Origin of the sequence: Bradyrhizobium sp. ISRA430 (assembly GCF_029909975.1) — a bacterium.
Lineage (GTDB): Bacteria > Pseudomonadota > Alphaproteobacteria > Rhizobiales > Xanthobacteraceae > Bradyrhizobium.
Map to the genome: position 1 here is coordinate 1,986,938 of NZ_CP094516.1, position 13,294 is coordinate 2,000,231.

The window sequence follows — 13,294 nt, forward strand, 5'->3', positions numbered from 1 at the left end:
CGAATTCCCAAGGCATGCGTTTCAATCTTTCGCGGGGCGGTGCTGGACCACCACTTCATCGGCGCACCGAGCTTAGGACATTGTCCCGCCGCAGACTTGTGGCAGCATGTGTTGTGAGATCGTCTGCGCTCTCAGTTGTGAGATCGTTTGCGCTCTCAAGCGATGCCCCTGTCGTCCGACATCCCGGGAGCAAGCGACCGTGAAGCCGACCGACGCGCCAGCCACCGTGTTTCCGGCTCTAAGATCGCGGGCGAGAGTTCTCGTCCATGCCTATAAGCGCGCGATCTGGTCTCGAGCTGTCGGCGCGCGCGGGATAGCGCGCCTCCTGTTGCCGCCGATCGTTGCCAGGATGGCATCCCAGGTGGGCGGCGCAGAGTGGGAATACGTTGCCGATCATTGGCCGCAGGACGACCGCAGGAGCTTCGGCTGGGATGATTCTACTGTCCTTCGAAGCATGCTAGACAATTGGGAGCCCTACAAGCGAGCCGTCGACGGCACAGAGCCCCTTGCTTTCTCGCCCTGGTTTACTGACCTGCCGGACTTCAAGGCCCATAATGTCCTGATGACTTACGGCTACGTCCTGGCACGGGCGGCCCATCGTAAGACACGGCTTTCCGTTCTCGATTGGGGCGGTGCGTTGGGTCACTATGCGGCCGTCGGCAACGCATTTCTGCCGGAGGTCGCCCTCGATTTCACGGTGAAAGAGCGGGCCGATCTCTGTACGGGCGGCCGCGCACTGCTGCCGGAGGTATCCTTTACCTCGTCCGATGATTGTTTCCGCCGCCGCTACGACCTGGTGATGGCAAACAACTCTTTGCAGTATGCTCCCAATTGGCAAGCTGTCGTCCGCCAGCTCGCCGATGCCGCAGAAAGTTGGCTATTCGTCATGAGTGTGCCTGTGGTGCACAAGGCGCGGAGCTTCGTGGTCGTTCAGCGACCGCAGCGCCACGGCCTGGAAGCCGATTACATTTCATGGGTCTTCAATTATGACGAATTCTTGAGGCAGGTGACAGGCTCCGGATTCATTCTGCAGCGTGAGTTCCTCGCCTTCGGCACTGATCGTCAACATTATCGAAAGGCACCGGAAGCATCACAGGTGTTGGGCTTTCTCTTTCGACGCACCTGAGCGGTGGATAGTACTGCCGAGGTCCTGCGCCGGGCGCACGCGATGCTTCGCGGGATCGATCCTAACGAACTAATCCTTTGTGGCGCTCAGCAAAGTTGACGAGAAGGTTTGGCGGCAAGGATCGTTGGCTCGCGGTGCGGTTCACTTTGGGTTGGCATTCATGATCCCCGTGATGCGCTTCCAGGCTGATCATCTCGTGATCGGTGACGAACGCTCCCGGAAGCAGTCGTCCGGAAAGCGTGTGACCAGCGATGCCAGCTTTCTCGGCTCCGCCCTGGGGCGAGGCTCGTCGCCCGCGAGATTCTGTGGCGATTGTCGGACCATCACACATTGTAGACCCCGCTTTTAGAGGTGGCGGCATGAAGGGGATCATCCTCGCTGGGGGCACCGGAAGTCGACTGTGGCCGATTACGCGGGGCGTGAGCAAGCAGCTCCTGGCCGTGTACGACAAGCCGATGATCTACTATCCGCTGACCACGCTGATGCTGGCGGCATCCGTGAGATCCTGCTCATCACGCATTCCCACGAAACGCTGCAGTTTCAAGCCCTACTGGGAGACGGTGCAGGATGGAGCATTTTCATCGTCCCAGTTGCGGCGCGCGGCTACAAGCAACGTCGGTGCCGTCACATTTGCGTACTGGGTGCGCGAGCCGAGCCAGTACGGCGTGGTCGATTTCGATCCAGATGGCGGCGTGCGCGCCATCATTGAGAAGCCGAAGAATCCGCCCTCAAATTTTGCAGTGACCGGACTCTACTTCTACGACGAGCAGGTTGCCGACATCGCTGCTACGCTCAAGCCCTCGCCACGAGGCGAGCTCGAGATCACGGATGTCAACAATCATTATTTGCGCCAAGGCCGGCTCATGGTCGAAAAGTTGGGCCGCGGCTTCGCCTGGCTTGATACGGGCAGCCCGGAAAGTCTGCTGCAAGCTTCAGAGTTCATGGCGACAGTCGAAGCGCGCCAGGGCCTGAAGATCGCCTCGCCCGAGGAGATCGCCTGGCGACAGGGTTGGATCGACGACAGTCAGCTCGAAGGACTCGCCGCTGACTTCAAGGGCAACACCTACGGCCAATATCTATTCAGTCTATTGGCGGGCCGATAGCCCGCGAGCGTGAAATGGTAGCCGTTCGGGAATAGCGGATTGAAGGTCCCGGGCACGTTGTCGCGCGGCTGGTGATCGCCCGCGGCGGCCGCATCGTAGGATTATGGGGAACAACTCGAGCTCCGACGCCATTTCTTGTTCTCACGGCAACAAGCAGAGCCTCTCCTGATCAATCGAGCGAAGCGCTGCCGGGACGAGCACCATTAGCTCTTAAGTCGCGCGCGAAAGCCCTCCCCTTGCGACGTTATTCTGAAGTTCGCCCCCTACTTCTGACGAAAACGATCAACATCGCAGCTTCAACCCACGGGGCTAGGTGGCACTGACACTTCCAAACGGTCCGAAGTCGCCAACGAAAGTCTCTCCTGCCTTCGGCCGCAGAATGCCCGTCAGCGTGCCCGTGCTGATCATCTGCCCAGCCTTCATCCCGATGCCCGTGCACGAAAGCTCGTTGGCAAGCCAGGTCAGCGGCACGCCGTTAGCCTCCTGCCGGCGCGGCACCGAACGCCCGCGCGATACGCGCGCGTCCGATTCGCCTCGCTCTACCGACGCCCCCGACTGGTCGTGGCGGTGATCTCAGATGGAACGCGCGAAAGCGTCCCGTTGCGGCGCCGTCAGATGCAAACCATGCTTCGTGCGCCGGTCCAGGAAGTCCTCAGGACCCCTAGCCCACTCCTTCTCGCGCAGGAACGCGGCTTCGCACTCATAGAAATTTCCGCCGAAATGGCGTCCGAGATCGGTGGAGACGCGCGCCGTTCCGACCAATTCGCGTGCACGCGTGCCATAGAGACGCGCATAGTGATGGACCAGCCTGCGCGGAAGATCGGGATATTCGCGCGCCAGCTCGACGATGAAGGCATCGAAACTGCCCCCGATATCGCCGCCCGGCAGCGGCTGACCCGCAGTCCAGGCCGTCGACATCTTCGGAAACCATGGCTCCAGACGTTGCAACGCGTGTTCTGCGAGCCGGCGGTAGGTCGTGATCTTGCCGCCGAAGATCGACAGCAACGGCGGCACGCCCTGCCCGCCGTGAACCTCGAACACATAGTCGCGCGTCACCGCCGACGGATTCTCGGCATTGTCGTCGTAAAGCGGCCGGACGCCGGAAAATGCATGGACGATTTCCCGCTCGTCCGGCGGCGCACGAAAGTACCGGCGCAGCACCCCGAGCAGATACGCAATCTCGCTCTCGTCGATCGCGACGTCTTCCGCGCGGCCGTCATAGGAAATGTCTGTCGTGCCGATCAGCGCCAGATCGCTCTCGTAAGGGTTGACGAAGATGACGCGCCGGTCCTCGTTCTGCAGCAGATAGGCCTGCGACCCGCTCCAGAATTTTGGCACCACAACGTGACTTCCCTTGACGAGCCGCACATTATACGACGAGTTCAGTCCGGCGACGCCCTGGACCACGTCCTGAACCCACGGCCCCGCCGCATTAACCAGCGCCCGCGCACGGACGCTCTGCGCACTGCCATCTTCGCCCTGCATCTCCAGACACCATGCGTCCGTTTCTCGCCGCGCGCATATTGCCCGGGTGCGCGGCAGGATGATCGCGCGGTTGCGTGCGGCGTCGACCAGATTGAGGATCACGAGCCGCGCATCGTCGACCCAGCAATCCGAGTATTCGAAGCCGCGACGGAATTCTGCGCGCAGCGGCGCGCCCTCAGGCGCATGCGCGAGATCGAGGCCGCGGCTCGGCGGCAGGCGCTTGCGACCGCCGAGATGATCATACAGAAACAGGCCGGTGCGAACCAGCCAGGCCGGCCGTTGTTCCGGCGAATGCGGCAGCACGAAACGCATCGGCCAGATGATGTGCGGCGCGGACGCGAGCAGCACCTCGCGCTCGATCAAGGCCTCGCGCACCAGACGAAACTCGTAATATTCGAGGTAGCGCAGCCCACCATGCACGAGCTTGCCAGAGCGCGATGACGTTCCTTCGGCAAAGTCGCCCTTCTCGCACAAGAGCACCTTCAGGCCGCGCCCGGCCGCATCACGGGCAATGCCGGCGCCATTGATGCCACCGCCGATAACGGCGATATCGACCAACCCGTGATCCCTGCCCGTGCCCGGCGCAGTTCCCGTCATCGCGTCCTGCTGCGTTTCTTCTCAACGCGCCGGCCGGCTGCGGCCTTCGCCGTGGTGCGCGCCCTCACGGGCTTCGCCTTTGGCGGCTGCAATCCGTAGGTCGAGAACCCTCTTGCCGTCTCGGCAATCTCTGTTTCGGTGAGGATGTGCGGCGAGCCCAGCGCGAGCGAGAGATAATACTGCCGCGCGATGGTCTCGAGCTCGACGGCGAGCCACATCGCCTTGTCGAGATTGGCACCGACGGCAATCATGCCGTGATTGGCGAGGAGGCAGCCGTTGCGACCTTCGAGCGCTGCGAGTGCGAGCTCCGACAATTCTGCCGTGCCGTAACGCGCGTAGCCGGCGCAGCGGATGTCATGGCCGCCGAACGCCGCCATCATGTAGTGACAGGCTGGAATCGGCTTGCGCGCGATCGCGAGCACGGTGGCGTAGGTCGAATGGGTGTGAACGACGCTGCCGACATCCGGTCGGCCCCGCATGATGTCGAGGTGGAAGCGCCATTCGGTCGACGGCTGCAACGGCCCCTCCCACGAACCATATTCGCCTTCGAGCGGCATCGCGGCGATCATCTCGGGTTTCATCGCGTCGTAAGGCGTGGCCGACGGCGTGATCAGCATCCTGTTCTTGTAGCGCGCGGAGATGTTCCCCGATGTCCCCTGGTTCAGACCAGACGCATTCATCCATCGACACTTGGCAATGATCGCCTCGCGCAATTGCCGTTCTTCGCGGGTCATCTCAAATCACCTTTCGTCTTCAGCACGGATTGAGCGGCGGCTCGCCGGCGAGATACCGCCGAACCTCCTCCGCCGCCTGGTCGGCGGCAATGGTGACGGTGCGCAACGATGCGCCGGCGATGTGCGGCGTCAGCGTTACGTTCGGCAACTGCAACAGCGGCCAGTCCGGCGGCGCCGGCTCGATCGCGAAAGTATCCAGCATGGCGCCCGCAAGCCGGCCTGAGGACAACGCGTCATAGAGCGCCTGGTAGTCGACCAGGGGACCACGGGCAGTATTGATCAGGAACGCATCAGGCTTGACCCGCGCGAGCGCATCGCGATCGATGAAGCCAGTGGTCTCGCCGGTCACCCGCGCATGCAGGCTGATCACGTCGGCGCGCGCGAGGAGGTCCGCGAGCCCGACATGTTCGACGCCGTCATTGCGGTCCTGCGCGCTGAGCTGGACGTAGGGGTCCGCCACCAGGATCTTGCAGCCGAAAGCCTTGAGCAGCTTCACCACGCGGCTGCCGATGGCACCATAGCCGACGATACCGACCGTCATCTCGCCGAGCTCGCGACCGGTGCGGTCTGCGCGGTAGAGATCGCCGCGCCATTCGCCGCCGCGCAAGGATTCATGTCCGCTGCGGATCAGCCGCGTCTCGACCAGAATGGCACCGATCGTGAATTCGGCGACCGCACTGGCGTTGCGGCCGGGGGTGTTGACGACGATGACCCCGTGATCGCGCGCGGCCTGCATGTCGATATTGACCGGGCCGCCGCGCGACACTGCGATGAACTTCAGGTTCGGCAACCGTTCAAGCATCGATCGTGAAATGGGCGCGAGGTGCGTCACCAACAACGACGCATCGCCGATGAAATCCGCGACTTCGTCCGGATCCCCCATGAACTCCTTCAGGCCATCGACCTTCGTGTCGGCATAGCCGTGCTCCATCGGCTCATCCGGCCAGGGCTGTTCCAGAATACGGATCTCAATGCCCTCGCCACAGGCCGCGGTGATCCGTTCGGCGAACACCGACGGTAGCATGAAGCGGTCACCGACGATGGCGATGGCCTTAGACATGGCCGGCCTCCGTGCGCAGCGCCGCAAGCCGCTTCCACACCGGCCGGGCGGCGAGCCTTGCGTCGAGATAGGCGGGAAACATCCGTCCATAGTGCGCGGCCAAGGCCGCATCGGGCCGTTGTGGCGCGTTCAAATGTGGTCTCACCCAGTCCTCCGCACAGGCCATCATGTCCGGATAGAGTCCGGTTGCGACAGCGGCGATCATGGCTGCACCTGCGGCGCCGGCTTCGCCACGGCTACAGACCTGAACATTGCTTTCAAGCGCAGCTCCCAGGATGGCGCAGAGTGCCCGGCTTCGCGCGGCGCCGCCGGTAATCCGCACGTTGCCCGGCAGCGCGCCCATCGCCGCATAGCAATCGCGAGCGGCAAACGCGAGCCCCTCCATCACGGCGCGCATCAGGTCCCAATAGCCGTGGCGGGTGCGCAGGCCAAGGAACTGCGCACAGGCCTCATGCGCAATGAAAGGCCCGCGCTCGCCGGCATCGGAGATGAAGGGATGAAACAGCAAGTCGCCCGGGCGCGCCTCGAGGACTCGCTCGTCGAGCCGGCCGATCAGATCGGCGCGCGAGCGGACGATGCCTTCCGCGGCCAGCAGGTCGCGGGCAAGATCGAGCAGCCAGTCGATGTTCAGCGTCGCCGCCATGTTGGACTGCATCTGGGCATAGTGACCGGGAACAGGGAACGGCATGGTGTAGCCCGTCGCTTCGGCATTCAGCGTCACCGCATCGGGGCTCTCGGCCAGCCGCATATGCATGCCCGTCGACCCGATGATGGTGCAGCCGACATCGGGCGCCGGATCGTAGAGGCCCGCCCCCAGCGCGTTGCAGATCACGTCGACATAGCCAAGCGAGACCGGCACGCCTTGCGGCAGTCCGGTCTCCATCGCGGCGGCGGGGCTGAGCGGATGGGTTGTTCCGATCCCGTCGACGACGTCGGGAAACAGGGCGATGCAATCGGCGATGCCGATCAGGCGCGCGGTCTCCGCATCGAAACCGCGCTTGCGAAAGTCGCCACAGGAGAACGTTGCCTCCGATGGATCAGTCGCGCGCTGGCCGGTGAGCAGGAAGTAGAGCCAGTCCTTGCAATGAAACGCAGTCCGCGCGCGAGATAAAGCCTCTGACGCATGCGCCTGGAGCCAGGCCAGTTGCGGTCCCTGCTGGCAGGCGTTGAGCCCAGAGCCGGTCCGCCGATAGAGCGCCGCGTTACACTCGCTGGCGCGGATTTCCTCGACGATGCCGGCGGCACGCGAATCCAGCCACAGCAGCGCGGGTGCGACCGGACGGCCGTCATCGTCGATCAGCCATGTGCCGTCGCCCTGCCCGGTGACTGCGATCGCGGCGAGGCGCGTCGCGAGATCAGGCACGGCCGCAACGAGACCGCGCACCGCCGTCACAGTGTCGTTCCAGGTCCGCGACATGTCCTGTTCAACGCGTCCGCCGGCAGCCGTGCTGTAGCTGTTAGGCAGCGCGACGTCGCCGAGTTGCTGCCCATCGCGCGTGAACGCCACGGTCTTGATCAGAGAGGTGCCGGCATCGATGCCGATGATCACGTCGCGGCGAGACGTGGTGCGCATGGTCAGGCGCCCTCCGCATGGCGAATGCAGGTACCCTCAGTGCCGAAGATATGCAGGTAGCGGGGTTCCAGCGCAAACGGCACGACGTTGCCGGGCCGCGCCCCAATCCGGTTCGCGGTCACGGCAATCAAGAGATGGCCCGCGCATTCGCCGGCAATATGGGATTGGTCGCCGAGCCATTGATTGGACACGACGCGCACACGCAGATCGCCGGCTCCGACGGCTATCCTTTGCGGACGAATACCAACCCGGACGCGCTTGCTCTGCTCGAGCGTCGACCTCGCGACCTGGTCGAGTGTATCGCCCGGAATCTGGAATGCCATATCCGAACCTATCGAGAGGCGGAAACCGCCGTCGACCCGCGCCACGTCCGTGTCCAGCAGGTTCATCGGCGGCTCGCCGATAAAGCTCGCGACGAACAGGTTGGCGGGGCGGTTCTTCAGCTCTTTCTCGTTTGCAAATTGCTGGAGAACGCCGTCCTCCATGACGGCAATACGATCGGCCAGCGCGCTCGCTTCGGTCTGGTCATGGGTGACGAAGATCGCCGTCATGCCGCGCTCGGCCAGGAGGCCCTTGATCCGCCCGCGTAGTACGGCGCGAAGCTGCGGCTCGAGCTGGCCCATCGGCTCATCGAGCAGATAGAGATCGGCATCGCGCACCAGCGCCCGGGCCAGCGACACGCGCTGCTGCTGGCCGCCCGAGATGGAACGCGGGAAGCTGTCGAGAATATCCTCGATCTCGACCAGCCGCGCGATCGCATCGACACGGCGCTTCACCTCGCGATGCGGGAGCTGCTGCGCCTTGAGCGCAAAGGCAATGTTCTCGCGAATGCTCAGGGGCGGATAGAGCGAATAGCCTTCAAAGGCCATTGCCACCTTTCGCTTGGCGGGCGCCAGCTCGTCGATCCGCCGCTGCGACAGCGCGATTGATCCCGAGGTGACACTCTCGAAGCCCGCGATCATGCGCAACGTCGAGGTCTTGCCACAGCCGGAGGAGCCCAGCAGCGCGACGATCTCGCCCTTCTTCACCTCCATGTCGAGCGCGCGCACGGCATGTACCGGTGGCTTGCCGCGGCTGCGATACACCTTGTCGACATTCCGGATTTCGAGCATGCCCATGGTCGTGTGCCCCTTCACGCCGCCTGCCGCCGATGCGACAGACCGACCCGAAGTCCGGTCGCGCGATCGAACAGGAGCGCCGCTTCCGGCGCAAAGCGGACGAACACGCCATCATCGGCACTGGCAATCGGCGCATCCTGCGGCTGCGCCGCAAGCCATTCAGTGCCGTCGGCGAAACGCAACAGCAGCACGGCCCGCTCATGCATCGGCGTGACCGCGACAACACGCGCCGGAATGGCGTCTTCACTTGCCGACCGGAGGACCGCTAGATCGTCGGGCCGAACGCCCAGCCAGCACGGAGCGTGATCCGCCGGCTGGTTATCAAGCGACCCGAGCCGAATCCGGGCCCCGCCAATTTCGCCCATCAGATACCCCTGATCGACCACGGGCACGACTTCGGCGAGATTGATGCTGGGATCGCCGAACAGGCGAGCAACTGCAACCGATGCCGGCCGGGCATAGATCTCTTCGGGTCTTGCGACCTGCGCCAGATTCCCACCGATGATGACCGCTATCCGGTCCGCGATCGCCATCGCCTCGCGATAGTCCTGAGTGACATAGAGCACCGCGGCGGAGCTGCGGCGCAGCAGGTTTGGTAGTTCGAGCCGCATCTCGTAGCGGAGCTTGGCGTCGACGTTGCGGAGCGGATCGTCCAGCAACAAGACATCCGGGTTTCCGACCAGCGCACGCGCGAGCGCCGTGCGCTGCTTCTGCCCGTTCGACAATTCGCGGGGCATGTGGCCCAATACATGCTCGATCTTCAGGAGCCGGCTGATCGACTTGACCCGGCTGGCCACCTCTCCGGCGCCCGCCCTGGCACGCAAGCCGCTTGCGATGTTATCCTGCGCACTCATGTGCGGAAACAGGGCAAAGTTCTGGAAAGCCATGCCGATCCCGCGCCGCTCGGGCGCGGCGCCCACGATCGAATGACCACCGACCAAAATATCCCCGTCATCAGGCTCGAACATGCCCGCGATCATGCGCAGCAGCACGGTCTTGCCGCTCCCCGAGGGTCCGAAGACCGCGACGATTTCGCCGGGCTCGACTGCCAGTGAGATGCTATCGGCGCAGCGAACCGGACCGAATGCCTTGCTGACGGCGCTGAGTTCGAGACGAGCCATGCTGTCAGCCCTTCACCGCGCCGAGCGATAGACCCTCGACCAGATAACGCTGCGCATAGAGCGCGAGCAGCAACGTCGGCGTCACCGAGAGCACGATCGCAGCCGCGATCTGACCATACTGGATGCCGGACGCCGTGACGAAGGCGAGCGCGCCAACGGTCACCGGCTGCTTGTCGGCCGATGCCAGGATCAGCGCGAACACGAAATTATTCCAGCAGAAGATGAAGGACAGAAGGGCCGCTGCCGCGATGCCTGGCCCGGCGAGCGGCACCGCAATCCGCGTAAAGGCCTCGCGCCAGGAATGTCCGGCAAGCCGGTAGGCGTGCTCGATGTCCGGGCTGATGTCCTCGAAGTAGCCCCGCACGATCCACAGGATCAACGGCAGCGCGATGAGCTGATAGACCCAGACGATGCCGAAATAGGTGTCGTTGAGCCCAAGCTGCTGGTAGTAGAGCGACAGCGGCAAGAGCACGAGCAAGGGCGGCGCAAAGCGAAACGACAGCAGCGTGAAGGCGATGGTCTCGCCGAGGCGAAACTTGAACCGGGCAAAGGCATAGGCCGCCGGCACGCCGAGGAGCAAGGCCAACAGCACCGCCGCGCTCGACAGCACGAAGCTGTTCATGAGATTGCGCATGAACGAGATTTCGAGATTTCCCGCCGCGGTGCGGAGTTGGCCCGAGATCAGCGCCTCATAGTTGGCAAGCGTCGGCTCGAACAGGATGCGCGGCGGGATCCGCAAGATCTGCTCGTTGGTCTGGAACGACATCAGGAAGATCCAGACGATCGGGAACATGAAGAAGACGAGCACCAGCGCAAGCGCAACGCTCCGGAAGATGCGACCTGCGAGACTGGAGTGATCCATCGTCGCCTCCTGCCTTACGCGTGGCCATGGGCGCGGGCCCGCAGCCGCAGCCAGTTCTTGATGAAGATGTTCGACAGAATGTTGGTGATCAACCAGAGGATCATCAACAGCGCCGCCGAGCGGCCGACATTTGTGTACTGGAAGAACTCCAGATAGGCCTGAACCTGAAACACCATCAGCCGATCGCCCGGCCCGCCTTGCGTCATCGCGTAGATGATGTCGAACTGCTGAATGGAGTCGAGCAGGCGGAACAGCGAGGCCGTGATGATATAGGGCGCGAGCATCGGCAGCGTGATGCGGAAGAACACGAAGCTCGCCGGCACACCATCGAGCGCTGCCGCCTCGAACGGCTGACGCGGCAGCGAGCGCAGCCCGGCGAGCAGCAGGATCATGATGAACGGCGTGTAGACCCAGACATCGACCAGAACCACCGTGAACAGCGCAGTCGACGGGTCGGACGCCCATTTGAAATCATGCAGGCCGAATAGGCCGACCAGATAAGAGAGGATGCCGAAGCTCGGATTGGTCATCAGCTTCCACATCAGCGAGGCGATGGCCGGTGCCGTCATCAACGGCAGCAACAGCACGATCGACACCGCATTGTGAAAGCGCGTCGGGCGCCGCAGCAACAGCGCGATGCCGAGGCCGAACAGAAGCTCCAGAATCACCGTCGCCGCGGTATAGACCAGCGAGATGCGCAACGTATTCCAGAAGGCGGGGTCCGAAAGGAAATCGATGTAATTGTCGACCCCGATGAAGCCGCGCAAGTAAGGTAGATTCAGCCGGTAGCGCTGAAGCGAATACACCGCCGCCGTCACGAAGGGCACGAGAATCGCGATGCAGACCAGCAGAGCCGGCAGGCTCAGCACATAAGGCAGGACCCGGCCGCGCAGCCTCGTGGTGCGCCGCGGAAGCGCATTTGTCTGAAGGAGTTGGACCATGCTCATGATGATACGAGCTCACATCTTCGCTGCAACACCGCCGGCTCGGAACGGGTAGGCGCCCGAACCGGCGGGTTGTCGTGGCGCTGGAGGAATTGAGACACCACGAAAGCCGCTAACCCACGCGAGATTCAGCCAAGACCTGCCTGCTTGAGCTGGCGGTTGATGCTGTCGGCAAGCTTGTCGAGACCTTCGTCGACGCTGACCTCCTTGGCGACCATCTTCTGAAGCGATGCCGCCCATTCCGTCGTCAAATCGAAGAACAGAGGCTGCGCCGTGAAGTAGATCTTGGCGCCCGGCGCGGAGACATCGTGCTGCTCGAGATAGCCCGGATAGGACTTTGCAATGCGGTCGCGGAACTCCGAGTCCTTCCAGACCGAGGTACGCACCGGATTGACGAAGTCCATCTTGCGGGCGCCGAACAAATCGTGCTCAGTCGAGGCCGCCCACTGCATGAATGTCCAGGCTGCGTCCTTCTGTTTGGAGAAGCTCGACAGCGCAAGCGACCAGATCCAGACATTCGGCGTCGGCGCCTTGGCGGCCGGGTTTGCGGCGAACGGCGCATAGCCGAGGTGGCCGCGCTCCTTGTTCTCACCGCCGTTCATGAAATAGCCGAGAATATCGGCGTCGAAAATCATGCCCGAGGCGCCGGCGCCGAGATCGGTGCCGACCTGATACCAGGTGTAGGTCGACCAGTTCTTCGGGCCGGAAGTCTGGATCATCTTGACCCATTTCTCGTGAAACTCCTTCGAGGCCTTGGTGTTCATCGCGGCCTTCAGCTTGCCGCCTTCCATCACAAAGTCCTTCTGGCCAAAGTTCGAATAGGCCGAGAGGAAGCCCGGATGAATGGTAGCCCAGGAGCGTGAGCCGCGAACGCCGACGCCGTAAGGCCCGCCTGCGTCCTTGGTGATCTTCGCGGCGACCTCCAGCATCTCGTCGAGGTTCTTTGGCGGCTTGACGCCGACCTTGTCGAAGATATTGCGGTTGTAGGTAATATTGTTGAGCTCGTAGCCCCAAGGAATGCACCACTGCTTGGCCTTGCCCGAACCGAGCTCGGAGCCCGCGACGCCATCCCACGCCGTCGAAGCGCGCAGACCGGGCAGCACGTCGTCCCAGGCAAAGGCCGGGTTGGTCTTAGCGGGGTCTTTGATGTAGGGGTTGAGATCCTCGATCCATCCGGCCGGGCCGTACGTCCAGGTCATATAGGCACCGGTCATGAAGGCGTCGTACTGATCCGATTTCGAGGACAGCGCCGCCGTCACCTTGTCGAAATAGACGTCCTCCGGGAAGATGTCGTAAGTGACGTTCATCCCGGTGAGTGTCTTGAACGCTTCGAGATCGCCGATCATGGCATCGACGTATGGATGCTTGTTCAGGAGCAGCTTGACCGTCTTGCCGCTATAGGCCTTCCAGTTGAAGTCTGCCGCCATCGCCCGCGACATGGCAGACGTGAAGGCGGCATTGGCGGCGACGCCGGCGATGCCGAGCTTGGTCGCGCCGTCGAGCAGATCACGCCGGCTGATGCGTTTGGCGGCGTAGGAATCGAACAGATTCTTCTCGCGATCGAACATTGT

Annotated in this window: 11 protein-coding genes and 1 pseudogene; 2 read left to right on the forward strand and 10 right to left on the reverse strand. The window is 63.1% G+C overall.

All coding sequences use genetic code 11. The features are described from left to right. The first annotated feature begins 199 nt into the window (after nt 1-199). The gene (locus tag MTX21_RS10100; protein WP_280964649.1) at nt 200-1,126 is read left to right on the forward strand and encodes a hypothetical protein; all 927 of its coding nucleotides are present in this window, start codon (nt 200-202) and stop codon (nt 1,124-1,126) included. 359 nt (nt 1,127-1,485) lie between these two features. Beyond that, nucleotides 1,486-2,229 (forward strand): annotated as a pseudogene (locus MTX21_RS10105) (sugar phosphate nucleotidyltransferase). A gap of 309 nt (nt 2,230-2,538) precedes the next feature. Here the strand turns inward: MTX21_RS10105 and MTX21_RS10110 are convergent. From MTX21_RS10110 to MTX21_RS10155, 10 genes are all read right to left on the reverse strand, one after another. Then, a complete protein-coding gene (locus tag MTX21_RS10110) occupies nt 2,539-2,700 on the reverse strand; it encodes a hypothetical protein (RefSeq protein WP_280964650.1) in 162 nt (53 codons plus the stop codon). Nucleotides 2,701-2,802: 102 nt separating this feature from the next. Next, a complete protein-coding gene (locus tag MTX21_RS10115; RefSeq protein WP_280964651.1) occupies nt 2,803-4,311 on the reverse strand; it encodes a glycerol-3-phosphate dehydrogenase in 1,509 nt (502 codons plus the stop codon). Then, nucleotides 4,308-5,045 carry a class II aldolase/adducin family protein gene (locus MTX21_RS10120; RefSeq protein WP_280964652.1) on the reverse strand — a complete coding sequence of 246 codons (738 nt, stop codon included), beginning with the start codon at nt 5,043-5,045 and terminating at the stop codon, nt 4,308-4,310. Before MTX21_RS10120 ends, MTX21_RS10115 begins: the two co-directional genes overlap by 4 nt. A 19-nt stretch (nt 5,046-5,064) precedes the next feature. Continuing rightward, nucleotides 5,065-6,105 carry a 2-hydroxyacid dehydrogenase gene (locus MTX21_RS10125; RefSeq protein ID WP_280964653.1) on the reverse strand — a complete coding sequence of 347 codons (1,041 nt, stop codon included), beginning with the start codon at nt 6,103-6,105 and terminating at the stop codon, nt 5,065-5,067. After that, nucleotides 6,098-7,678, reverse strand: a complete 1,581-nt coding sequence (locus MTX21_RS10130) for an FGGY-family carbohydrate kinase (protein ID WP_280964654.1) — start codon at nt 7,676-7,678, stop codon at nt 6,098-6,100. The genes MTX21_RS10125 and MTX21_RS10130 overlap by 8 nt, the downstream gene beginning before the upstream one ends. A 2-nt stretch (nt 7,679-7,680) precedes the next feature. Next, entirely contained in the window at nt 7,681-8,790 is a 1,110-nt protein-coding gene (locus MTX21_RS10135) for an ABC transporter ATP-binding protein (protein ID WP_280971020.1), read from the reverse strand. 20 nt (nt 8,791-8,810) lie between these two features. Beyond that, nucleotides 8,811-9,917 (reverse strand): ABC transporter ATP-binding protein, encoded by a 1,107-nt coding sequence (locus tag MTX21_RS10140; protein WP_280964655.1) that lies wholly within the window; start codon nt 9,915-9,917, stop codon nt 8,811-8,813. 4 nt (nt 9,918-9,921) lie between these two features. Then, nucleotides 9,922-10,779, reverse strand: coding sequence for a carbohydrate ABC transporter permease (locus tag MTX21_RS10145; RefSeq protein WP_280964656.1), 858 nt, complete (start codon nt 10,777-10,779; stop codon nt 9,922-9,924). A 14-nt stretch (nt 10,780-10,793) separates the two neighbouring features. Beyond that, nucleotides 10,794-11,726: a sugar ABC transporter permease gene (locus MTX21_RS10150; protein WP_280964657.1), complete on the reverse strand. Its 933-nt coding sequence runs from the start codon at nt 11,724-11,726 to the stop codon at nt 10,794-10,796. A 125-nt stretch (nt 11,727-11,851) separates the two neighbouring features. Continuing rightward, nucleotides 11,852-13,291 carry an extracellular solute-binding protein gene (locus tag MTX21_RS10155; protein ID WP_280964658.1) on the reverse strand — a complete coding sequence of 480 codons (1,440 nt, stop codon included), beginning with the start codon at nt 13,289-13,291 and terminating at the stop codon, nt 11,852-11,854. Nucleotides 13,292-13,294 lie beyond the last annotated feature (3 nt).